Source organism: Pseudomonas sp. NFACC45 (assembly GCF_900113505.1).
GTDB classification, from domain to species: domain Bacteria; phylum Pseudomonadota; class Gammaproteobacteria; order Pseudomonadales; family Pseudomonadaceae; genus Aquipseudomonas; species Aquipseudomonas tehranensis.
Window position 1 is genome coordinate 69441 of the sequence record NZ_FOPO01000014.1, and the last position, 23773, is coordinate 93213.

General features: G+C 61.5%; 21 protein-coding genes. 7 read left to right on the forward strand and 14 right to left on the reverse strand.

Annotated features, from left to right (window positions below; translation table 11 throughout):
* Positions 1-2: 2 nt before the first annotated feature.
* Together BM132_RS24115 and BM132_RS24120 are read right to left on the reverse strand one after the other, a co-directional pair.
* A complete protein-coding gene (locus BM132_RS24115) occupies positions 3-1337 on the reverse strand; it encodes a methyl-accepting chemotaxis protein (RefSeq protein ID WP_092459242.1) in 1335 nt (444 codons plus the stop codon).
* Between the two features lie 170 nt (positions 1338-1507).
* On the reverse strand, positions 1508-1723 hold the full coding sequence (locus BM132_RS24120; protein ID WP_092459244.1) for a TIGR02450 family Trp-rich protein: 216 nt from the start codon (positions 1721-1723) through the stop codon (positions 1508-1510).
* 224 nt (positions 1724-1947) lie between these two features.
* Here BM132_RS24120 and BM132_RS24125 point away from each other — a divergent pair, with 224 nt between their 5' ends.
* From BM132_RS24125 to BM132_RS24140, 4 genes are all read left to right on the forward strand, one after another.
* Complete coding sequence (locus tag BM132_RS24125; protein WP_092459246.1) at positions 1948-3363, forward strand: sigma-54 interaction domain-containing protein; 1416 nt, start codon at positions 1948-1950, stop codon at positions 3361-3363.
* A 256-nt stretch (positions 3364-3619) separates the two neighbouring features.
* Positions 3620-5011 carry a GntP family permease gene (locus BM132_RS24130; protein WP_092396093.1) on the forward strand — a complete coding sequence of 464 codons (1392 nt, stop codon included), beginning with the start codon at positions 3620-3622 and terminating at the stop codon, positions 5009-5011.
* A 7-nt stretch (positions 5012-5018) separates the two neighbouring features.
* Entirely contained in the window at positions 5019-5792 is a 774-nt protein-coding gene (hbdH, locus tag BM132_RS24135; protein ID WP_092459248.1) for a 3-hydroxybutyrate dehydrogenase, read from the forward strand.
* 201 nt (positions 5793-5993) lie between these two features.
* Positions 5994-7949: an acetoacetate--CoA ligase gene (locus tag BM132_RS24140; protein ID WP_092459250.1), complete on the forward strand. Its 1956-nt coding sequence runs from the start codon at positions 5994-5996 to the stop codon at positions 7947-7949.
* A gap of 159 nt (positions 7950-8108) precedes the next feature.
* Here the strand turns inward: BM132_RS24140 and BM132_RS24145 are convergent, their stop codons facing one another.
* Positions 8109-9224: a PilT/PilU family type 4a pilus ATPase gene (locus BM132_RS24145; protein ID WP_092396087.1), complete on the reverse strand. Its 1116-nt coding sequence runs from the start codon at positions 9222-9224 to the stop codon at positions 8109-8111.
* A 134-nt stretch (positions 9225-9358) separates the two neighbouring features.
* Between BM132_RS24145 and BM132_RS24150 the strand changes: the two genes are divergently transcribed.
* Together BM132_RS24150 and BM132_RS24155 are read left to right on the forward strand one after the other, a co-directional pair.
* On the forward strand, positions 9359-11896 hold the full coding sequence (locus BM132_RS24150) for a PAS domain-containing protein (protein ID WP_092459252.1): 2538 nt from the start codon (positions 9359-9361) through the stop codon (positions 11894-11896).
* Positions 11897-11944: 48 nt separating this feature from the next.
* A complete protein-coding gene (locus tag BM132_RS24155) occupies positions 11945-12220 on the forward strand; it encodes a peptidylprolyl isomerase (RefSeq protein WP_019690952.1) in 276 nt (91 codons plus the stop codon).
* A 123-nt stretch (positions 12221-12343) separates the two neighbouring features.
* On the opposite strand, the gene BM132_RS24160 is transcribed toward BM132_RS24155, so the two are convergent.
* From BM132_RS24160 to BM132_RS24195, 8 genes are all read right to left on the reverse strand, one after another.
* On the reverse strand, positions 12344-13264 hold the full coding sequence (locus BM132_RS24160) for a sugar kinase (protein WP_092459254.1): 921 nt from the start codon (positions 13262-13264) through the stop codon (positions 12344-12346).
* Positions 13265-13417: 153 nt separating this feature from the next.
* On the reverse strand, positions 13418-14635 hold the full coding sequence (locus tag BM132_RS24165) for an amino acid deaminase (protein ID WP_092459256.1): 1218 nt from the start codon (positions 14633-14635) through the stop codon (positions 13418-13420).
* 29 nt (positions 14636-14664) lie between these two features.
* The gene (locus tag BM132_RS24170) at positions 14665-15429 is read right to left on the reverse strand and encodes an IclR family transcriptional regulator (protein WP_092396079.1); all 765 of its coding nucleotides are present in this window, start codon (positions 15427-15429) and stop codon (positions 14665-14667) included.
* Positions 15430-15569: 140 nt separating this feature from the next.
* Positions 15570-15959, reverse strand: coding sequence for a RidA family protein (locus tag BM132_RS24175; RefSeq protein ID WP_047227837.1), 390 nt, complete (start codon positions 15957-15959; stop codon positions 15570-15572).
* A 42-nt stretch (positions 15960-16001) separates the two neighbouring features.
* Positions 16002-16823, reverse strand: coding sequence for an amino acid ABC transporter ATP-binding protein (locus BM132_RS24180; RefSeq protein ID WP_092459258.1), 822 nt, complete (start codon positions 16821-16823; stop codon positions 16002-16004).
* Entirely contained in the window at positions 16820-17482 is a 663-nt protein-coding gene (locus BM132_RS24185; RefSeq protein ID WP_047227835.1) for an amino acid ABC transporter permease, read from the reverse strand. The genes BM132_RS24180 and BM132_RS24185 overlap by 4 nt, the downstream gene beginning before the upstream one ends.
* A gap of 9 nt (positions 17483-17491) precedes the next feature.
* The gene (locus tag BM132_RS24190) at positions 17492-18154 is read right to left on the reverse strand and encodes an amino acid ABC transporter permease (protein ID WP_092459260.1); all 663 of its coding nucleotides are present in this window, start codon (positions 18152-18154) and stop codon (positions 17492-17494) included.
* A 54-nt stretch (positions 18155-18208) separates the two neighbouring features.
* Positions 18209-19057: a transporter substrate-binding domain-containing protein gene (locus BM132_RS24195; protein WP_092396073.1), complete on the reverse strand. Its 849-nt coding sequence runs from the start codon at positions 19055-19057 to the stop codon at positions 18209-18211.
* A 347-nt stretch (positions 19058-19404) separates the two neighbouring features.
* Between BM132_RS24195 and BM132_RS24200 the strand changes: the two genes are divergently transcribed.
* Positions 19405-19851 (forward strand): thioredoxin family protein, encoded by a 447-nt coding sequence (locus BM132_RS24200; protein WP_092459262.1) that lies wholly within the window; start codon positions 19405-19407, stop codon positions 19849-19851.
* A gap of 235 nt (positions 19852-20086) precedes the next feature.
* Here BM132_RS24200 and BM132_RS24205 read toward each other — a convergent pair whose 3' ends face one another.
* The 3 genes from BM132_RS24205 to BM132_RS24215 form a co-directional block, all read right to left on the reverse strand.
* Positions 20087-21733: a phospholipase D-like domain-containing protein gene (locus BM132_RS24205; protein ID WP_092459264.1), complete on the reverse strand. Its 1647-nt coding sequence runs from the start codon at positions 21731-21733 to the stop codon at positions 20087-20089.
* Between the two features lie 178 nt (positions 21734-21911).
* Complete coding sequence (locus BM132_RS24210) at positions 21912-22562, reverse strand: vWA domain-containing protein (RefSeq protein WP_256244311.1); 651 nt, start codon at positions 22560-22562, stop codon at positions 21912-21914.
* Between the two features lie 26 nt (positions 22563-22588).
* Complete coding sequence (locus BM132_RS24215; RefSeq protein ID WP_092459266.1) at positions 22589-23590, reverse strand: magnesium chelatase ATPase subunit I; 1002 nt, start codon at positions 23588-23590, stop codon at positions 22589-22591.
* Between the last annotated feature and the right edge of the window lie 183 nt (positions 23591-23773).

Sequence of the window (23773 nt, forward strand, 5' to 3'; positions counted from 1 at the left end):
GCTCAGGCGCCACGTCGTTGATCCAGCGCTTGAGCGAATTCACCCATCACTTCCACAACCTGCTGCGCGCCTCGATGAATATCCAGAATGACAGTGCCGGCCTGGTTAGCCAGTTTCACGCCCTGCTCTGCCTTGAGCGTGCTCGATTGCATGCTGCTCACCGCTTGCCTGGCCAATTCACGGTTCTTGGCGACGACCTGAGTAATGGCCACGGTTGACTGACTTGTCCGTCGCGCCAGGTTGCGCACCTCATCGGCCACCACCGCAAAACCGCGTCCCTGCTCCCCAGCGCGAGCCGCTTCGATGGCGGCATTGAGGGCAAGCAGATTGGTCTGTTCGGCGATGCCGCGGATGGCGTCGACGATGCTGCCGATTTCCTCGGACTGCGCACTCAGGGCCGCTATCCCGGCAGACACCTGCAGAAGTTCATCAGCGATGCTTTGCACCACCGTAACGGTTTGCTGAACCACACACGTGCCCAGCCGGGTTTGCTCATCGGTCTGCCGGGACGTTTCGAAAGCAAGTCCCGCCGCTCTTGATTCGCTTTGGCGCTGCTCGACTTCGCGAGTGCTGTCGGTGGCGAACTTGACCACTCCGTACAAACGCCCCTGGGCATCGTAGAGAGGATTGTAGGTCGCCTGCAGCCAGACAGTCGCGCCTCGATTGTCGACGCGTTCGAAAAGGCCGCTCTTGTACTCTCCGCGATTGAGCCCGGCCCAGAAGCCACGATAGGCTTCGCTCTGGACCTCGCTTGGCTTACAGAAAATCCGGTGGTGCTGGCCTCGAATCTCTTGCAGGTGGTACCCCATGACGCTCATGAAGTTGCCATTGGCATTGACGACCTGGCCGCTCAGATCAAATTCGATAACCGCCATGGAGCGGTCGATCGCTTGCATAAAGCTGGTTTCGGCCTGGGCGCGCAACACCCGCTCGTTGATATCGCGAACGAACATGATGATGCGCTGCACCCTTGCATGCTGATCGAGCACGGGGACACAGCTCGCTTGCACCCACAGCCAGCTTCCATCACGCCGCAAATGCAGAAACTGGCTGTCGACAGAAGAGCCCTGACCCAACTGCTGCCATAACGCTGAGCACTCGGCGCTGCGTGAATAGGCAGGCTCACAAAACATCGAATGATGCTGGCCGAGGGTTTCGCTAAGTGAATACCCCATCATGTGCAAAAAAGCCGGGCTGACCTCGAGTACCTCACCCGTCAGGGTGAACTCGATGATCGCCATGGCCTGATGCAAAGCCGTTCGTTCGGCTTCAAGGATGGCCTGTCTGGCCTGGGTTTCGTGCAAGGCGTCCTGATGCTTGCGAGTACGAATGAACATGGATGGCGCTCCCGGTGGCTTTGAATGCGTGGCCGTCACAACACGAAGGCAGAGATGCCCATCGCTAGATAGCCGCCATTAAGCCACTACTGCGGGAATAGTTGTACAGATTTTTAATTATGTATAACTATCAACAACCATCCCGATCTCTATGACACCACCCAAGCCAATCAGCACCAGCCCATTTTCCAATGCTTGCTGTCGCGTAGTTCACGCCAGTCGAGCAGCGCCACACGGCCGCTATATACAGCCTCAATCTCAACCTGAACGGGCGTTCCCTGCTCATCACAGAGCAGTTGGGTGACGAGAAAATGCTTTTCCCGATCGGTTGGCTCGCAGGCCGTCCATTTGGAGAGCTTGAGCTTGTGTGGATTGATTTTATTCATAAATGCGCTCATAAAAATGTACAGACTGAAAACAACTGTACAACTTTATCGATCTGCCCACTACTGAGCAGATCCGTCGACGCTCAGGGTTTGACCTCAACGCTCGCCATGGCAAAGAATGCCGGCGGAGTATTGCCGGGGCAGCCCCTCCCGGCATAATGCCGCTCTTTGGCAACCCCTTTGATCGGAGGATGCCGGCAAATCCCACCTTCTGGAAATGCCCGATGAACCCCACCGAAAGCCTCAAGGATTACAAGCGCGTGCGCACGCTGGCGATCCGTTCGTTGTTCGAGATCATCGAGCAGTCCAGCGAAGGCACGGTGATTGTCGACCGTGACGCGAACATCGTCTGGATGAACGAACGTTATGCCCGGCGCTTCGGCCTGAACTCGGCCCAAGAAGCCATCGGCCGAGCGTGCGAGAGCGTGATCCCCGGCAGCCTGCTGCGCGAGGTGGTGCGCACGGGCCGGCCTATTCTGCTGGACATGCAGGACACGCCCAAGGAGCCGCTGGTGGTGATGCGCCTGCCGATCCACGACAGCGCGGGCGCGGTGATCGGCGCCATCGGTTTTGCCTTGTTCGATGAACTTCGCAGCCTGTCGCCGATGCTCAAGCGCTACCTGAGCATGCAGGAAGAACTGGCCTCCACCCGCTCGCTATTGCGGGCACGCCAGACCCGCTACAACTTCGCCCATTTCATCGGCACCAGTCGCGCCAGCCTGGAGGTCAAGCGTCGTGCCCGGCGCAGCGCCAGCGCCGATTCACCGGTGCTGCTGCTCGGTGAAACCGGGACCGGCAAGGAACTGTTGGCCCAAGCGATCCACGGTGCTTCGCCGAGGGCGCACAAGGCGTTCGTCAGCATCAACAGCGCGGCAATCCCGGAGGCCCTGCTGGAAGCCGAGTTCTTCGGCACCGCCCCGGGGGCCTTCACCGGCGCCGACCGCAAAGGCCGCGCTGGCAAACTGCAGATCGCCCAGGGCGGCACACTGTTCCTGGACGAAATTGGCGACATGCCGCTGCCGCTGCAAAGCAAACTGCTGCGGGTCTTGCAGGAAAAAGAATACGAACCGGTGGGCTCCAACGAGGTGCTGCAAAGCGACGTGCGGATCATCGCTGCCACGTCCATGGATCTGGAAGCGGCGATCAAACGCGGAGAGTTCCGCGCCGACCTGTATTACCGCCTCAACGTGTTGCCGATCCAGGTTCCGCCGCTGCGCGAACGCCTGGATGATTTGCCGGCCCTGAGCGAGGCGATCCTCGAAGAACTGCGCAGCCAGCACGAACTGGACCGCGACGCACTCGAGCTGCTGGCGCAGCACGCTTGGCCGGGCAACATCCGGGAGCTGCGCAATGTGCTGGAACGAACCGCGCTGCTCAGTGACGACCTGCTACTCACTGCCGCCGATATTCGAGCGGCCATTGGGACTTTCACGCCGGTCGCCCGTACGTTGAATCCAGATCAGGAACCGCTGCCGCAAGAAACCTTCAGCCAGGCGCGGGCACGATTCGACCGCCATTTGATTGAAACCACCCTGGCGCAGTGCGGCGGCAAGGTGACCGAAGCGGCCGAGCGATTGGGGCTGGGAAGATCGACCTTGTACAAGAAGATGGTGGCGTTGGGGATTGCAGAGTCTCAATAAAGAGACTTACATCTCTATTTTGAGATAAAACAAGATCGCAGCCTTCGGCAGCTCCTACGCGGCATTTGCAATGCCTCTGTAGGAGCTGCCGAAGGCTGCGATCTTTTTAGTGTCTCAACTAAGAGAAAATTTTCATTATCTTTTTAAAAAAATATAAATAATTTCTTATATTTCAATAGCTTACACACCTGGCACAAAACTCGCTAAAGCCCCTCCCACCGTTTCACCACAAAAATAACAATCCAGGAGACACACCATGAGTGTGATCATTGCCTTGGCAGCCCTCACGCTGCTGATGGTCGCCGCCTACCGTGGCTACAGCGTTATTCTTTTTGCCCCCATCGCCGCCCTCGGCGCCGTCCTGCTCACTGATCCTTCCGCCGTCGCGCCTGCCTTCACCGGGGTGTTCATGGAGAAGATGGTCGGCTTCATCAAACTGTATTTCCCGGTGTTCCTGCTCGGCGCGGTGTTCGGCAAGCTGATCGAGCTGTCGGGCTTCTCCCGCTCTATCGTCGCGGCAGCGATTCGCCTATTGGGCACGCGCCAGGCCATGTTGGTGATCGTACTGGTCTGCGCTTTGCTGACCTATGGCGGCGTGTCGCTGTTCGTCGTGGTGTTCGCGGTGTATCCGTTCGCCGCCGAGATGTTCCGCCAGAGCAATATTCCCAAGCGGCTGATCCCGGCCACCATTGCCCTTGGCGCGTTCTCGTTCACCATGGACGCCCTGCCCGGTACGCCGCAGATCCAGAACATCATCCCCAGCACCTTCTTCAACACCACCGCCTGGGCCGCGCCATGGCTGGGTGTGATCGGCACGATCTTCGTGTTCAGCTTCGGCATGCTGTTCCTGCAACGCCAGCGCAACAAGGCCCAGCGCGTCGGCGAAGGCTACGGCACCGAGCTGCGCAACGAGCCGGAGACCGCCGAAGACATCAAGCTGCCCAATCCCTGGCTCGCCATTTCACCGCTTCTGGCGGTCGGGATCATGAACCTGCTGTTCACCCAGTGGATTCCCCAGTGGTATGGCAAGACCCACAGCCTGGCATTGCCGGGCATGACTGCACCGGTGACCAGCGACATCGCCAAGCTCACCGCGATCTGGGCCGTGCAGGCCGCGCTGCTGGTGGGTATTGTGCTGGTGCTGCTGTTCGCCTTCAGCACCATTCGCAGCAAGCTGGCCGAAGGCAGCAAGAGCGCGGTGGGCGGTGCGCTGCTGGCGGCAATGAACACCGCCTCGGAATATGGTTTCGGTGCGGTCATCGCGTCCTTGCCGGGCTTTCTGGTGCTGGCCGACTGGCTCAAGAACATCCCCAATCCGCTGGTCAATGAAGCTGTGACCGTGACCCTGCTGGCGGGCATCACCGGTTCTGCTTCGGGCGGCATGAGCATCGCCCTGGCAGCGATGTCCGAAACGTTCATCAGTGCCGCCAACGCCGCCAACATTCCCTTGGAAGTGCTGCACCGCGTCGCGTCCATGGCCAGCGGTGGCATGGACACCCTGCCCCACAACGGCGCGGTGATCACCCTGCTGGCGGTGACCGGCCTGACCCACCGTGAAGCCTACAAAGACATTTTCTGTATTACGCTGATCAAGACCCTCGCGGTTTTCGTGGTGATCGGTGTGTTCTACGCCACTGGCATAGTGTGAGGTTCTTATGACAACTCTTTCCGGCAAAACCGCCCTGGTCACCGGTTCTACCAGCGGTATCGGCCTGGGCATCGCCCTGAGCCTGGCCAAGGCCGGCGCCAACCTGATCCTCAACGGCTTCGGCGATGCCTCGGCGGTGATCGCCGAGGTGAAACAGTTTGGCGGCAAGGTCGGCCATCATCCCGCCGATGTCAGCGACCCGGCGCAGATCGCCGACATGCTCGCCTACGCCGAGCGCGAGTTCGGCGGCGTGGACATCCTGGTGAACAACGCCGGGATCCAACACGTGGCCGCCGTGGAAGATTTTCCGGTGGAGCGCTGGGACTCGATCATCGCCATCAACCTGTCCTCGGTGTTCCATGCCACGCGCTTGAGCCTGCCGGGCATGCGCACCAAGGGCTGGGGGCGGATCATCAACGTCGCCTCGGTGCACGGCCAGGTCGGCTCGGTGGGCAAGGCCGCCTACGTCGCGGCCAAGCACGGGGTGATTGGCCTGACCAAAGTCGTCGGCCTGGAAACCGCCACCAGCAACGTGACGTGCAACGCCATCTGCCCTGGCTGGGTGCTGACACCGCTGGTGCAGAAACAGATCGACGACCGCATTGCCACGGGTGTCGATCCGCAACAGGCGCAGCATGACCTGCTGGCCGAGAAGCAGCCTTCCCTGGAGTTCGTCACCCCGCCGCAACTGGGGGAACTGGTGCTGTTCCTGTGCAGCGAAGCCGGCAGCCAGGTACGCGGCGCGGCGTGGAATATTGATGGTGGGTGGTTGGCTCAGTGAATTTTTTGCGATCCCTTGTGGCGAGGGGATTTATCCCCGACTTGTGGGAGCAAGGCTTGCCCGCGATGAACGAAAACGCGGTTTAGCTGTTAAACCTCGGCGCGGCCATCGCGGGCAAGCCTTGCTCCCACAGATAAATCCCCTCGCCACAAGATTGGGTCGTTCTATAGTTTATTTGTACATAAAAACAAGAGGCACCCCATGTCCGACATCCTCTGGCAACCCACCCCCGATCGCATCGCCCAGTCACGCATGGACGCCTTCCGCCGGTTCATCAACGAGCGGCATCAACAGCAACTGAGCGATTATCCCGCCCTGCACGCCTGGAGCATCGACCAGCGTGAAGCCTTCTGGCAGGCCATCGTCGACTTCTTCGAGATCCGTTTTCAGCAGGCGCCCCGCGAAGTGCTGGTGGAAGGTGAGCACATGCCCAGTGCCCAGTGGTTCCCAGGCGCAACCTTGAACTTTGCCGAACACCTGTTACGCCGCCGTGATGACGCCGCGGCTGTGGTGGCGATCGATGAGCACGGCGATCAGGAACAACTGACCTGGGCCGAACTCGCCGCCCATGTCGCCGGCCTGCAAAAGAGCCTGCAAGCGGCGGGGGTGAGCAAGGGCGACCGGGTCGCGGCGTGCATGCCCAACACCTGGCAGACGCTGGTGGGCATGCTCGCCACCACCAGCCTGGGGGCGATCTGGTCGTGCTCCTCGCCTGACTTCGGCACCCAAGGCGTCATCGACCGGTTCGGCCAGATCGAGCCCAAGGTGCTGATCACCTGCGCCGGTTACCGCTACGCCGGCAAGGTCATCGACCAGCGAGCCAAGGTCAACGAAATCCTCGAACGCCTGCCTTCGCTGCAGCAACTGATCATCCTGCCCTACGCATGCCCTAACGCCCACGTCGAAGACTTCAAGACAGCGGCCAGCGTCGCGTTGTGGAGCGACTTCTACCGCTGTGGCGGCGACCCGGCGTTCGTCGACGTGCCGTTCGATCATCCGCTGTACATCCTCTATTCCAGTGGCACCACCGGCGTGCCGAAGTGCATCGTCCACAGCACCGGCGGCGTGTTGCTGCAACACCTCAAGGAGCATGGCCTGCATGTGGACCTTGGCCCGGAAGATCGGCTGTTCTACTACACCACGTGTGGCTGGATGATGTGGAACTGGCTGGTGTCGGCCCTCGCCGTGGGCAGTGCGGTGGTGCTCTACGACGGCTCACCGTTTCACCCTGGCCCCGAGCGCCTGCTGGACCTGATCGACCAGCAGCGCATCAGCGTATTCGGCACCAGCCCCAAATACCTGGCGGCCCTGGAAAACCAGGGTTTGAAACCGCGACACACCCACGACTTAGGCAGCCTGAAAACCATCCTGTCCACCGGTTCGGCTCTGGCGCCCCACAGCTACGACTACGTGTACCGCGACTTCAAGCCCCAGGTGTGCCTGGCCTCGATGTCCGGTGGCACCGACATTGTGTCGTGCTTCGTCAATGGCAATCCGTTGTCCGCCGTTCGCCGCGGCGAGATGCAGGGCAAGAGCCTGGGCATGGCGGTGCAGGTCTGGAACGAGGCAGGCCAAGCGGTCATCGGTGAGAAAGGTGAACTGGTCTGCACCCGGCACTTCCCCGCCATGCCCATTGGCCTGTGGAATGATCCGCAGCAGGAAAAACTGAGGGCCTCCTACTTCAGCCAGTTCCCCGGAGTGTGGGCCCAGGGGGACTACGCCGAGGAACTGCCTCACGGCGGTTTCTTGATCCACGGGCGTTCGGATGCCGTGCTCAACCCCGGTGGTGTGCGCATCGGCACGGCGGAAATCTATCGACAGGTGGAAAAAGTCGAGGCGGTAGTGGACAGCGTCGCCATCGGCCAGCAATGGCAGGGTGATGTGCGAGTGGTGCTGTTTGTACGCCTGCGCGACGGGGTGACCCTGGATGAGGCCCTGGAGCAGCAGATCCGCCAGGTGATCCGCGCCAATACCACCCCGCGCCATGTGCCGGCGAAGATCCTAGCAGTCAGCGACATCCCGCGGACCATCAGCGGCAAGGTGGTGGAATTGGCGGTGCGCAACGTGGTGCATGGCGAGGCGGTAAAAAACACCGACGCCCTGGCCAATCCCGAGGCGCTGGAGCAGTTTAGAGATCGGGTGGAGCTTGCCACTTAAGCACAGCGGCTCTTGTGGCGAGGGGATTTATCCCCGCTGGGCTGCGAAGCAGCCCTAAAACCTGACACCTCAGTGTGTCAGACGGAGTGAGTTGACTGAATGTGGGACTGCTCCGCAGTCCAGCGGGGATAAATCCCCTCGCCACAGTGCCCAATACATTCAATCCATCAACCCCCACTCCCCCGCCGCCGGATCGGGCGGCGGCGCGGCGTCGGACTCGGCATGCAACTTCAACCGCAACCGCAGATTGTTCGCCGAGTCGGCGTTTTTCAGCGCTTCCTCCTCATCGATAGCGCCCTCCACCACCAGGTTGTACAGGGCATGATCGAAGGTTTGCATCCCCAGTTCTTCTGACTTTTCCATGATGCCCTTGAGCTCGCCAAACTCATTGCGGCGGATCAGGTCGGCCACCGTGGGCGAACCCAGCATGACCTCCACCGCGGCCCGGCGCTGGCCGGTACGCGTGCGCACCAGGCGTTGCGACACGAACGCCTTGAGGTTGTTGCCCAGATCATTGAGCAGTTGCGGCCGGCGTTCTTCCGGGAAGAAATTGATCACCCGGTCCAGCGCCTGGTTGGCATTGTGAGCATGCAGGGTGGAGATCACCAGATGCCCGGTATCGGCGAACGCCAGGGCATGCTCCATGGTTTCGCGATCACGAATTTCGCCGATCAGCACCACGTCCGGCGCCTGGCGCAAGGTGTTCTTCAGGGCGGCATGAAAGCTGCGGGTGTCGACACCGACTTCCCGTTGATTGATGATCGATTTCTTGTGTCGATGGATATACTCCACCGGGTCTTCGATGGTGATGATATGGCCGCTGCTGTTGCGATTACGGTAATCGATCAGCGCCGCCAGGGAGGTCGACTTGCCCGACCCTGTCGCACCGACGAACAGCATCAACCCCTGTTTCTGCATGATGGTGTCCAGCAACACATTCGGCAGTTTCAGGTCCTCGAACCGCGGGATGTCCAGCTTGACGTTACGGATCACCATGGACACGTCATTGCGCTGCTTGAAGATATTGACGCGAAACCGCCCGACCCCGGCCAGGGAGATGGCCAGGTTCATTTCCAGTTCCCGATCGAACTCAAGGCGCTGTTCGGCGTCCATCAAAGACTCGGCGAGCCCGGCGATGTCGCCCACCTTGAAGGGCTGGTTGCTCAAGGGTTTGAGCACCCCCTCGAAACGCGCGCACGGCGGCGCACCGGTGGACATGTAGAGGTCGGAGCCATCCTGGCTCGCCAGGATGCGTAACAAGGGATCGATTTCCATGGCCTGATTGACTTCCGCGAGACTTCAATGAAACAAGCTGACCCGATGAACAAACCTTTCAGACCAACCCGCGCTTACCTTCTTCAGAGGATAGTAGACACCGTGGCTGCGACACGATTTGCAGGGCTAGCGTGATGAACGCAACACCCGCCGGCATTGACATACAGAGCCTGTTCGCCCGACGAGACTGGGCCAACAGCCCGCTGGGCACTGCCCAAACCTGGCCCCAGAGCCTGCGTACCGCCCTGGATATCGTGCTCCACTCGCCGCTGCCGATGTCCCTGCTGTGGGGGCCACAGCTGATTCATTTCTACAACGACGCCTTTAGCCGACTGACTGGCGACAAACACCCCCAGGCGTTCGGCCAACCGACCCATTCAGCATGGCCCGAACTCAAAGACGTGAGCGGGCCGATTTATCACAACGTGTTGCAAGGGCGCACGCACACCTGTCGCGATCAGCATTGGCGGGTGCCCTTCGCCGGTCGCCTCTGCGATGTCTGGCTGGACCTGACCTACAGCCCCGTGCACGACGAAGACGGCGCGGTGGCCGGGATTCTGGTCACGGCCATCGAGACCGGTGAACGGCGACGCCTGGCCCTGGAGTTCGAGCGACGCTCAGAGGCCAGCCTCAAGGCCCAGCAGGAAAGCGAGGAACGCCTGCAACTGGCCCTGGCCGCCGCCGACACACTCGGCACCTGGGATTGGGACATCAGCGAGGACCGTTTCATTGCCGACGAGCACTTCGCGGCGCTGCATGGCGTCGACCCGAACCTGTCGCGTCAGTTGCCCATCAGCGCCTACCTTGAAGGCGTGCATCCGCAAGACCGGGCCATGGTCACCCGCAGCATCAAGCATTGCATCACCCACGGCACCGAATATGCCGAGGAATATCGTCTCCTGCGGCCTGATGGCGAACTGCGCTGGGTGTTCGTCCGTGGTCGCTGCTACAAGGATCGCCACGGCCGGCCCAAACGCTTCCTCGGTGCGGCCCTGGACCTGACCGAACGCAAGCGTACCGAGCAGGCCCTGCGCCAGAGCCAGACCGAACTGCAGCTGATCATCAATGCCATGCCGATCCTCATCAGCTATGTGGACCGGGAAGAACGTTTTCGCCTCAACAACAGCGCCTATCTGGACTGGTATGGCCTGACACCCCAGGAGCTTTACGGCAAGACCATTCGCGAAGTGCTCGGCGACTCAGCCTACGCCGCCCGAGCCGAGCAGATCGCCGGCGCCCTGGCAGGCAAGCCGTGCAGCTTCACCGCGCAGTCGGATCATCGCGACGGCCGCCCCCGCCATGCCTTGATCAACTACCTGCCGCGCCATGGCGCCGACGGCGCGGTGAACGGTTTCTACATCTTTGTGATCGACGAGACCGAGCGCAAGAAAACCGAAGAGGCCCTGCGCAACCTCAACGAAACGCTCGAAGAACGCGTCATCGCCCGCACCCAGCAACTGGCTGAAGCCAACCACCGCCTGCAAAACGAGATGTTCGAACGCGAACGTGCCGAGGAGGCGCTGCGCCACGCCCAGAAAATGGAGGCCGTGGGCCAACTCACCGGCGGCATTGCCCATGACTTCAACAACATGCTCACCGGCATTCTCGGCAGCCTCGACCTGATGCAGCGCTACATTGCCAGCGGCCGCACCGCCGAGATCGGTCGTTTTACCGAAGCGGCGGTCGCCTCGGCCAACCGTGCGGCGTCCTTGACGCACCGCCTGCTGGCGTTTTCCCGACGCCAGTCGCTGGACCGCAAACCGCTGGACCCCAATGACCTGGTGCGTTCACTTGAAGACTTGCTGAGCCGAACCACCGGCGATCACATCGTGCTGCGCCTGCAGTTGGCCGATGAACTGTGGCCGGTCAGCACCGATGCCAGCCAGTTGGAAAACGCCCTGCTCAATCTGGTGATCAACGCTCGGGACGCGATGCCAGAAGGTGGCGAGTTGACCATCGAAACCGCCAACGTCTACCTCGACCGTGATGACCTCAATGCCTTGGAACCGGTCAAGGCCGGTGATTACGTGATGATTGCCGTCAGCGACAACGGCAGCGGCATGACTCCTTCCGTGCTGGCCAAGGCCTTTGATCCGTTCTTCACCACCAAACCCATCGGCCAGGGCACCGGCCTGGGCCTGTCGATGATCTACGGGTTTGCCCAACAGTCGGGTGGGCTGCTGAGCCTGGACAGTGTGCCGGACCAGGGCACGCGGGTGCAGTTGTACCTGCCGCGGCTGTACGTCGCGTCTGTCCAGCAGACTGCGGTGCCGGTAGCGCAGAATGCGCCGGCCGCAATCGCCGGGGAAACCGTATTGCTGGTCGAAGACGAACCGGCCGTGCGCATGCTGGTGCTCGATCTGCTCGACTCCCTGGGTTACACCGCCCTTGAAGCCCAGGACGCCAAGGCCGCCCTTGCGCTACTGGATTCCAGCCGGCGCATCGACTTGCTGGTGACCGATGTCGGCCTGCCAGGCATGAATGGCCGGCAACTGGCAGAAATAGCCCGTCAGCATCGGCCCGATCTGAAGGTGCTGTTCATGACCGGTTATGCGCAAAAAGCCGCCGAGCGCCAGGGCTTTCTCGAGCAGGGCATGGACATGGTTGCCAAGCCGTTCACCCTTGACCTGCTGGCGAACAAGATTCGGACGATGATCAACCATGGCGCCTGACTTGAGGCATAATCGCCGGCCCGTCGCACCGTTCAGGTCACTGCTGCAATGAAAGCCCAAGCCCGCCATATCCTGGTGAAAACCGCCGAAGAAGCCGAACAGCTCAAGCAACGCATCGCCAAGGGCGAAGCCTTCGATGTACTGGCCAAGAAATACTCCACCTGCCCCTCGGGCAAACGCGGCGGTGATCTGGGTGAAGTGCGGCCCGGGCAGATGGTCGGTGCAATCGACGCCGTGATCTTCAAAAAGCCTCTGCGGGTGGTGCATGGGCCGATCAAGAGCAAGTTCGGGTATCACCTGGTGCAGGTGTTTTACCGGGACTGACCCTGAGCCTGGCTCTTGTGGGAGCGAGCCTGCTCGCGATGGCGGCGGCACAGTCAATATTTCTGCAAGCTGACCCACCGCTATCGCGAGCAGGCTCGCTCCCACAGGTTTTGTGCCCAGCTATTACTTGGGCATCAACGCCCCCGGCACCTGGATGACCCGGCTCGCGAGAAGGTGTCCAGCCTCGGCGGCCTCCACCGGGCTGCCACCCAGCAAACGGCTTGCCAAGTAAGCGGCACTGAATGAGTCCCCCGCCGCCGTCGTGTCCACTACCCGCTCCACCCGCCGGGCAGGAATCTGGAAAGACTCCCCATCACAACAGATCAGACAGGGTTCGGCACCGCGCTTGAGCACCACTTCCGAAGTGCCTAGCTGCGCGTACGCGGCGAACACTTCATCGCTGTCGGCATAACCGAACAGCGCCTGTTCGTCGTCCACCGTCAGCAGCGCCAGTTCCACGTAAGGCAATACACTGCGATAGGCCGCACGGGCAGCCTCCACCGAAGCCCAGAGCCTTGGCCGGTAGTTATTGTCGAACACCACCTCTGCCCCGCGCCGGCGGGCCTGGATCAGGGTTTCGATGAGTTTGCTGCGGCCTTGCTCGCCGAGCACGGCCAGGGTGATGCCGCTGAAGTACAGCACGTCATAGTCCGGCAGCGCCGCCAGGATCGGTGCGGCGGCCGGGGTGGTGAAGCAATCACGCACCGCCGCCTCGTTGCGCCAGTACAAAAACCGCCGCTCGCCCGCCGCGTCGGTCTGGATGCAATACAAACCCGGCAAGCGGCCGGGCAGGCGCTGAACCCTGTCCAGGCCGATATTTTCAGCCGCCCAGCTCTGGCACATGGCGTCGCTGAAACTGTCGTCACCCAGGGCAGTCACGTAATCCACCGCGCCCTTGTCGCCGAGGGCGCGGGACAAATACACAGCGGTGTTCAGGGTGTCGCCGCCGAAGCTTTGTTGCAGGCTGCCATCGGCGCGTTGCTGCAGTTCGATCATGCACTCGCCGATCAGGGCAATGCGGGGTTTCGGGTTGGGGTAGCTCATGGGCGATCCTGATATTTCGATAGTGTCTGCCAGGCCGCTATCGCGAGCAGGCTCGCTCCCACAGGGGATATTGGTGAACATAAATCCTGTGTTCACCACCGCCCCCACTGTGGGAGCGAGCCTGCTCGCGATAGCCGCGACTCGGTTTCAAGGCTAGAAACAAGTCTCCATGCACTCGACCACCCGCAACTGCTCATCCACCAGGCACGCCACCCGCCACTTGTCGAAGGTCAGGCACGGATGCGACGTGCCGAACGAGATGATGTCGCCAACCCGCAACGCCACCCCCGGCGCCACGCTCATGAACGCATGCTGGTCCATCACCGCCGTCACCTTGCAACCGCTCAGCGCTTGCCCCGCTACCGAGTCCGAACCGGGCTGGTAACGCTTGAGCGGCACCGGCAGTCCGGCATCAAAGGCCACGTCGCGTTTACCCAGGGCGATCACCGCAAAGCCAGGCTCGGGGAGCGATTGCACGTGGGCCCAAACCTCCAGGGCCGGGCGCAGGCCTTCGTGCAGGTCGCTACGCCGTTCCAGCACGCAGCACTGGGCCTCTTTGTAGATGCCATGGTCATGGGCCACATAACTGCCGGGGCGCAACACACTGAGGAAACGTCCGTGGGCGTTCCGCTCCTCGAAAGACTCGGCGATCAGGTCGTACCAGGCTGAACCCGAGGCGGTGATGATCGGCTTGTCGATGGCGAACGCACCGTTGTCCTGCAGTTGCACCGCCAGCCCCACCAGGGACGCGGCAAACGCGCGGATGCCACTGATGGCGTGGTCACCATGGATCACGCCTTCGTAGCCTTCGATACCGGTCAGCGCCAGCGCCGGTTGCGCTCCGATCGCCTCGGCCAGGGCCAGCACCTCGGCCTCGGTCCGGCAGCCACATCGGCCACCCACTACACCGTACTCAATCATCACGTTCAACTTCGCCCCGCGAGAGGCGAAGAACGCCCCCAGGTCGGCAACGTTGTCGGGATGGTCGACCATGCAATGGAATTCGAACGCTGGATCTGTCAGCAAATCCGCGATCAGCGCCATGTTTGGCGTGCCCACCAATTGGTTGGCCATCAGCACCCGGCGCACGCCATGGGCGTAAGCGGCACGGGTCTGCACCGCGGTGGCCAGGGTCAGTCCCCAAGCGCCGGCCTCCAGTTGGCGGCGAAACAGCGCCGGGGTCATGCTGGTCTTGCCGTGGGGCGCCAGTTCGGCGCCACTGTCGCTGACGAACTTTTGCATCCAGCCAATGTTGTGCTCCAACGCTTGGCGATGCAAAACCAGCGCCGGCAAGCTGATGTCCCGCAGCAGGTGATCACCCGCTTGGGCGGCCCCCTTCTCCACGCCAGCGTTATGAATGGCAGAAGACATGTTCACACTCCTCACACAGCCGTGGCTGTCTATTCATTGATGCGACGGGCCAGGTTGTTGGCGCTTTCGATCAGCACCCGGCGGTAGTCGGCGTAGTTGTTCTTGGCGTCGGCCCGTGGGGCGACGATGCACAGGGTCGCGATGGCCACGCCATTGGCGTCTTTGACCGGCGCGGCGAAGCAGTGGGTAAAGGTGTCGGCCACACTGTCGAAGGAGAAAAATCCATCAAGGCCGGCCTGGCGGATTTCCGCGAGAAACCGCTCCAGAGGCAGGCGCTCGCCGTCCGGCAGGATGAAGTCATCGGGGTCGATCAGATCGATGATCTGCTGGTCACTCAGATGCGCCAGCAGCAGGCGTCCGGATGCGGTCCAGGGAATCGGCGCGTTCTCGCCGATGTCCGAGGAAATGCGGAAATGCCGCTCCCCTTCCTTCATCAGCGCCACCGTGTATTTGCGCCCGTTGAGCAGGCACATCTGCGCGGTTTCCCGGGTTTGGCTGACAATTTCCTGCAAGGCGTGATCGGCCTCGCGACTCAGGTCGAAATGCCGCAGGTGCGCCTGCCCGAGAAAGTACAACTGGCGACCCAGATAGACGTGACCGTCCTTGCCCACCGGCTCCAGGATGCGTCGCTCCAGCAGCGACGCCACCAGTTCGTAGACCGTGGACTTGGGGCTGCCGATGCCGCTGGCGATGTCATTGGGGCGCAACGGCTGGCCGATTTCCTTGAGGAAATCGAGGATATCGAACGCCCGGTCCAACCCTCGGGCCCGGCGCTTGATGGTGTCTTCGGTCATTTATTGCATTCCCGTTCATTGGTCGTAGGCGCTGTCGAGTGTAACGAGGCTGGGATCTTTCCCCAGTCAATTGAGCCTTGAGCGAAAGCCCGACAGATCAAGATCAAAAGATCGCAGCCTTCGGCAGCTCCTACAACGGTTCAAGCCTTTTTCTTGTAGGCGATGCAATCGATCTCGACCTTGCAATCAACCATCATATTGGCCTGCACACAAGCCCGGGCCGGGGCATGTTCGGGGCTGAAGTATTCGCCAAATACTTTGTTGAAACTCCAGAAGTCCCGCGGGTCCTCCAGCCACACACCGCAGCGCACCACATCTTCAAGGCCATAACCGGCCTCTTCAAGAATCGCGATCAGGTTCTTCATGGTCTGGTGGGTCTGCTCGACGATCCCGCCGACAATAATCTCGCCGTTCACCGCCGGCACCTGACCGGACACGTGCAGCCAGCCGTCGGCCTCCACGGCCCGGGCGAAGGGTCGTGGCTGGCCGCCGCCTGCGGTGCTGCCGGTGCCGTAGCGCGTAATGCTCATGGGTGTTTCTCCTTGCTTGTAGCCATCAAAGGTTCAATAGAATTAAAAACGGGTGTTCTTGAGAAATTCAGCCAGCCGCGGCGACTGCGGCCGTTCGAACAGTTCCTTCGGCGGGCCCTGCTCTTCGATGCGGCCCTGGTTCATGAACACGATCTTGTCGGACACCTCGAAGGCAAAGCGCATCTCGTGGGTCACCAGCAGCATGGTCATGCCATCTTCGGCCAGCCCCTTGATCACGTTCAGCACTTCGCCCACCAGTTCCGGGTCCAGGGCCGAGGTCACTTCGTCGAACAGCATCAGGCTAGGGTTCATGGCAATCGCCCGGGCGATTGCCACACGCTGCTGCTGGCCGCCGGACAACTGACCGGGAAAATGATCGCGCCGCTCCAGCAGGCCGACCCGCTCCAGCCATTTCTCGGCCAGGGCCACGGCCTGATCCTTGGGCAGTTTTTTCACCTTGAGCAGGCCCAGGGTGACGTTCTGCAACGCCGTCAAATGAGGGAACAGGTTGAATTGCTGGAAGGCCATGCCGGTCATGGCCCGGTGCCGGGCGATGACTTTCTCCGGGTGGCGCACGCGCTTGCCGTCCACCTCGTCGTAGCCGATGGCCTCGCCATCGAGCACGATCTGCCCGCCCTGGAATTCTTCGAGCATGTTCACGCAACGCAGCAGCGTGGTTTTACCCGAGCCGCTGGAGCCGATCAGGGTGACCACATTGCCGCGCTGCATGCTCAGGTCCACACCCTTGAGCACTTCCACCGGGCCGTATTGTTTGCGCAGACCGCGAATGTCCAGCAGCGGTTGGGTGTTGGAGGTTTCTGTGTTGGAGAGCCCCGTATGGGAGAGATTCGAAACGTCAGTCATGGCAAAGCCACCCGCTTTTCAATGTGCCGCCCGAGCAATTCGATGGCGTAGTTGATGATGAAAAAGAGAAAACCGGCGAACAGGTAAAACTCCAGGGTCATGAAGGTCCGGGCGATGATCTGCTGAGTGCTGAGCAGCAGTTCGGCAACGCCGATCACCGACAACAGGGTCGAAGCCTTGACGATTTCGGTGGAGGAATTGACCCAGGTCGGCAAGATCTGCCGCAGCGCCTGGGGCAACAGCACGTAACCCAGCGCCTGGAAGAACGTCAGGCCGATGGCCTGGCTTGCCTCCATCTGCCCACGGGGCAAGGCCTGCAAGGCACCGCGCACGATCTCGGCCACATGAGAGCCGCAAAACAGTGTCAAGCCCAAGGCGCCGGCCTCGAATGCGCCGATCTGCCAGCCCAGGGCCGGGGCCATGTAGAAGCAGGCCAGCACCAACACGAACACCGGGGTGCCGCGAATCACGTCGACGTAGAAACGAAACGGCGCGCGCATCCAGAAGCGGCCGTAAGTCAGCACCAGCCCGGCGAACAGGCCGATCAGCGTGCCTAACAAAATCGCCAGCACCGAGCACTGCACGCTGGTCAGGAACCCGGCCCACAGCGTCTCCCGGGCGACCCACAACTCATGTAACCAACTGGGGGATTCGTACATGGAACACTCCTAACGGCGGATCGCCAGGCGCTGCTCGAAATAGCGCAACAGCATGGCAATGAGGTAACAGGCCGCGACATACAGGGCCGTGGTCACCAGCCAGGTCTCAATGACCCGGTAGCTTTCCACGTTGATCTTGCGGGCGTAATAGGTCAGCTCCGGCACGGCAATCGCCGCCGCCAATGAGGTGTCCTTGAACAGCGAAATGAAGTTGTTCGACAAGGCCGGCAACACGTTGCGCAGCATCACCGGCACGGTGACGTAGGCCTTGACTTGCCACTCGCCCAAACCGATGGCCAGCCCCGCTTCACGCTGGCCCTTGTGAATGCTCAGCAGCCCGCCACGGAACACTTCGGTCAGATAGGCTCCGGCGTACAGCGAGAGCGTGATGACGAATGAGGGGATTTTGTCCAGGCGAATACCCAGGCTTGGTAACGCGAAGTAGAACAGCAGGATCAGCACCAGGATCGGCGTATTGCGGATCACCGTGACATAGACCGAGGCCAGCACCCGCAACGCGCGGTGCTTGCTCAGCAGCGCGAAGGCCATCAGCAGGCCGATCACGCAACCGATGGCGATGGACACCAGCGCCAGGGAAAGCCCCAGGCCGAGCCCCGCCAGCAAGGTGTCGAAATCGCGCCAGACGGCGGCAAAGTTCAACTGATAATTCATGGTCGACAGTACCTTCAACAGGGCGCCTTCAAAGGACGCCCCGGGCTCACGGGATCATTTGAACTCGACGGGGAAACCAATGGCCGGCGACGGCAGCTCGACGCCAAACCATTGCTTGAACGATGCCGCATAGGTGGGGAATTCCACACCGGTCATGGCTTCATGCAGGGTGGTATTGACGAAGTTCAGCCAGTCCTGATCGCCTCGCTTGACCGCGCAGGCGTAGGTTTGCGGGCTCCAGGCATAGGCCGGGCTGCGGTAGCGGCCGGGGTTCTGCACCATCAGGTATTTGACCGACGACTGGTCGGTAGCGGCGGCATCTGCACGGCCGGAGTTCACCGCCTGGTACATCAGATCGACGCTGTCGTACTGGTCGACCTTGGCGTTGGGCAGTGCCTGGTGCACCAACTCCTCGGCGTAGACGTTCTGCAGCACAGCCACGGTGACGTCATCGCCGGCGGCCTTGAGGTCTTCGATCTCCTTGTACTTGCTGTTGGCCGGCAGCAGCAGGCCCACCCCTTCACGGTAGTACGGCAGGGTAAACGCCACTTGTTGGGCGCGACTGGCGGTGACGGTGATGAACTGGCAGCTCATGTCGACCTTGTCAGTCAACAGGTTCGGAATGCGCGCATCGGACGACTGCACCACAAATTCGACCTTTTCCGGGTCATTGAACAGGCCCTTGGCGACCATCCGCGCGATGTCGATATCAAAACCCTGCAACTTGCCATCCGCTCCCTGGAAGTGCCACGGCGCATTGGTGCTGCCCGTGCCGACGATCAATTTGCCGCGCTGCAGCACGCTATCAAGCTTGCTGTCCGCCGCTTGAGCGACACCCATGGCAGCCGTCGTGGCCGCGAAGATAAAAACACACGCTTTGAACAAGGAAGGTCGGCGATGCATGGCAAGCACTCCTGAGTCAGTTTATTCCGCTATACCGGAACTTAGTATGTAACAACGGAATAGACAGCAGAAAGTGTGCCACAGGCTGGCGGCGGGGAGGTAAGAAAAATGGAAAGCCAATGAAATCAGAAAGATGGCAGGCGCAGAGGGATCAACAGGGGCGCCGGCACATGCCCCGGGACTGCTACTGTTGGCTACAGCCGCCGGGTAGCAAGGCCCCATACAGGGTGCCGACGATACTTTTTCGCACCAAAACGGAGCCGCTGAACTGTCAACTCTGACAGTAGCGACGCCCGACCGTGTTGCTTATGGTTGCGAGTACCCGTGTCGATGAAGGGAAGCGAGCCATGAGCTCATTCATCACTCACATCGCCTCAGCCAAGGACTATCGCAAGGCGCTCAAGACCTGGCGCCCGGTGGTCTTCTATTTCGGCCATCCGCAATGCTACGCCTGTAGCTGGGCCGGGCCGCTGTTTAGCAAGGTGGCCGAGACGTTCAAGGATCGGGCGGTGATCTACAAATTGAGTACCGACGAATCACCCCGGCACCCGGACGTCACCGGGACACCCACTGTGCTGTTCTATAAGGATGGCAAGTTACGCCGCAAGCTCAAGGGCGTCGGCGATCAGGGCTCGCTGACCCGGAACTTTGCCGAACACATCGGCCGAACCAAACCCAGGCGGCCGCCTCGTTCGCCGCGTCGTGACTTGCACTGGTTACGTCAGCGACTGCGAACCGTGTGCACCACCCGCCGGGCAAGGAAGCTCGTAAGGTTGCGAGCAACGCTTCGATAACGGCGTGGTTATCTTGCACTAGCAGACAAGTATTCTGTGGGAGCGAGCCTGCTCGCGATGACGGAGTCTCAGTCAGTGTTGATGTTGAATGACCTGACGCTATCGCGAGCAGGCTCGCTCCCACAATTGGTCGGCGATGTTCCAGGAAATGCAAATCATCGCTCTATTTGCGTTTGTAACTTTTGTTTCCACCAGGTGTGAGGCAATAGACCCGCCCCGGGGTCGACGCCTGCACCTAGCGTCCGCAAAACCTCACTCTGGACAACTTCCGCAAATCCCCCTCGCGGTAATAGTCGTCCGTCCAGCTGTCATCCACCGCTAGCGGCTTGACCTGCTTGAGCGCCAGTTTTTTTGCGAAATAGCGAAAGCGGTAATGCTCATAGAAGCGCAGCAACTCAAGCCCGTAGCGGTCGGCCAGGTCGGTGTCGCCCTGGATGATGAGGTAGTTCTCGTCGTTGCCGCTGCTGGCCGCGGCACTCAGGTTGTGGCTGCCGCTGATGATGGTCGGCGTGTCGCTGGTGAAGTCGGTGACGACCGCTTTGGTGTGCACCAGCAGATTGCCTTTCTGGCCTTTCATGTTTTCCCTGAGCCAGCCCTCCAGGCCGGTATTGAGCAGCGCGGTGGCGGCGAATTCGGCGGTGCGGTCGGCATGAAAGCCAGTGATGCGGCTGGTGGTGTTCTGCAGGCCGTAACGCAGCACGTCGTCGTTGGGTTGGCCGAGCAAGGCATCGAGGATCCGGTCGGGCAAGGCGAAGGCGGTGACGAACAGCAGGTCCTTGCGAGCGCCATTGATGATATCGACGAAACGATCCAGATCGCCCTCTCCGGTACGCGGTGAGAACCCGGTGAACAATGGCTCCTCGGGAGCCATGGGGTTGTTCCGATTGATCCACTGACGCGTGGCCCCCACGTCCTCGGGTGCGGCCCAGATCTGCTCGAACACCTGGCGATAGCTGTCGCTGACCCGCGGGTCGTCGAGCACATGAATAACGTTGGCCTGGCGGTAGACGCCATTGGCGGTGAAATTGGTACTGCCGCACAGCACGGCCTCGGGGTGTAATGAACCGGTGTCGTCGACCTTGCTCAGCACGATGAACTTGTCGTGGAAAATATTGTGCGTGACACGCCCGCGCTTGTTGGCCGCCGGCAGTGCTGCGAGGCTGGCTTCGTTGCGCAATGTGCCGTCGTCTCCCGGCTCGGCGTGGTACAGCACCCGTACCCGCGCGCCCCGTGCGAAAGCGGCGTTCACAGCCGCGACGATCACCGGCAGTTCATATTCATAAATCGCAACGTCCAGGGCCCAGCTGGCGTTCAGGGCCCGGTCGATGAAACCGGTCAAGCGTCCCAGCAGACCATTTTCCAGCCAGCGGCGCGGCGCGTCGGGCCAGTCATCGATGGACAGGTTTTTGTTGGCGTCGATCAACGCGTCCAACTCGGGAAATTTGCGCTGGAAGGCCTGGCTGGCGGCCACGGCACGGTTGAAGATGACCCCCTGGTTGCTTGGCTGACCATCGTCACTGGTCACTGACACCTCAAGTGATTCCCCCAGTTGCGGCGCGTCAGGGCTGCCATAGGCCAGGTGCACGCGGTAGTGAATGGCCACGCCGGGGTTGATGGCGTAGTCGGCCCAGCGAAACTTCTGCAGCGGTGCTTTATCGCTCGGCGTAGCGCGAAACTGCGGGAACGTGTGCACTTTGTCGGGGAAGGTCAGGCTGTTAAACAGGAACAGCCAGGGTTTGGTGCCGTGCTGCTTCTCGATGGCAAAGCCGAGCAACCCTTTGCGCCGGGGTTCAGCCAGGTCCATGGCGAGCAATACACCGTTGGTGCCAGCATAGGCCTTGACCCGAAAATCGTCCTGGGCGTTGGTGACGAGTACGCGCATGGTTCACTCCTGTGAGGGACTGCCTGAGCATAGAGCAGTGATGCTTATTGAGCGTGCGGATCTGACACCAAGGCGATGCTATCGCGAGCAGGCTCGCTCCCACAGGGGATTCATCGATCCGTGTGTTCACCACAGAACAAATGTGGGAGCGAGCCTGCTCGCGATGAGGCCCTGTCAGTCAGCGAACATCCGAGCCCGGTAGCCCTTCATCAATATGCCGATACAGCGCCCCCAACTGCCCCGCCAATTGCCGAGCCCGGCCCAGGCGAATCGGGCCGCGTTCGATGTCGATCAACAGGCATGGGCAATCAAGGGGCGGCAGTGTCAGTTGCTCTTTGACTCGCCCATCGGTCATCAGCAACACCCGCTGTTGCTCTGTCGGGTAGCGCTTGCGCCGGGCCGCCAACCAGCGTCCGGCCTCGTTCAGCGCCGCCAGCAACGGCGTGCCACCGCCGGCGCCCAACCCGTCAAGCCAGTCCCGTAGCCCGGCCGAGGCCTTGAGCCCTTGCACCTGCCAGGCCGGTGCGCTGCCGCTGGCCGTCAGCAGCGCCAGCCGGGCGCGTTGGCGGTAGGCGTCATCGAACAGTTGCGCCAGCAGGCCTTTGCCATCGCTCAAGGCTTGATGACGACGAGTCGAGGCCGAGGCGTCGACGATGACCAGCCACAGCTCATGGGTCGAACGATGGCGTTGCTGAAAACGCAGGTCTTCGCGCAGGCGTGGACGGCCAACGAGCAAGGTGCCCGGCCAGTTCACCGCCCCGCTGGCCGCCGCTTTGCTGCGGCCCTGGCGCCCCTGATCCAAGCGTCCCGCACGGGGTCTGGCATTCACCCCCGCGGGCGAACGGGGGCGAATGCCTAGGGCTTTTTTGGCCAACTCGGCACGTCACGCCGATCACCGGTGGGCAATGCCCGGGCCGGCAGGTCACCCCACTGCCCCTGGCCTTCGTCAGGCCTGGCGGTTTGATCGGCGCTGGCTGGCGGCGCCTGGGACGGCGCAGGGGCCGAAGGCTCGCGCCGGCGATGACGCAAGGCAAACTCGGCGACCGCATCAATGTCTTCAACGGCAATGGCCTCCGCCCCGCGCCACGCAGCATGGGCGCGGGCGGCCCGCAGCCAGACCAGGTCGGCGCGCAAGCCATCGACCCCGTCAGCAAAACAACGCTCGGTGATCTGCGCCAACGCCTGGTCATCCAGAGGAATTTGCACCAACCGGTCGCGAGCCTGCTGGCAGCGTTCGCGCAGTTGCTGTTGGGTCGGTTCCCACTCCGCGCAGAACGCTGCCGGATCGCTGTCAAAATCCAGCCGTCGACGAATGATCTGCCCGCGCTCCACCGGTGCGGTGCGACCGTCCAAGACCACGTTCAAGCCGAAACGGTCGAGCAACTGCGGACGCAATTCACCCTCTTCCGGGTTCATGGTGCCGATCAATACAAAACGCGCCGGATGCCGGTGTGAGAGACCGTCGCGCTCGATCAGGTTGGTGCCGCTGGCGGCCACGTCCAACAACAGGTCCACCAGATGATCAGGCAGCAGGTTCACTTCATCGACGTACAACACGCCACCGTCGGCCTTGGCTAGCACGCCCGGAGAGAACTGCGCGCGCCCTTCCCCCAGGGCCACGTCCAGATCCAGGGTGCCCACCAAACGTTCCTCGGTGGCGCCCAGGGGCAAGGTGACGAACTGACCGCTGGCCAGCAGATCCGCCAGGCCCCGGGCCAGCGTGGATTTGGCCATGCCGCGCGGGCCTTCAATCAGCACTCCGCCGATTTTCGGATCGATCGCCGCCAGGCACAGGGCCAGTTTCAGGTCATCGGCCCCGACCACGGCGCAGAGCGGGAAATGGGGGGTGTCGGTCATGTTGAAGGCCTCATGAATGTGCGAGATTCCTCTGTGGCGAGGGAGCTTGCTCCCGCTGGGGCGCGTACAGGAGCGCGTAGGAGCTGTCGAGCGAAGCGAGGCTGCGATCTTTCCATTGTCCATTGAGTCGTGAGCGAACGATAAAGGTCAAAAGATCGCAGGCTTCGCCAGCTCCTACACAGC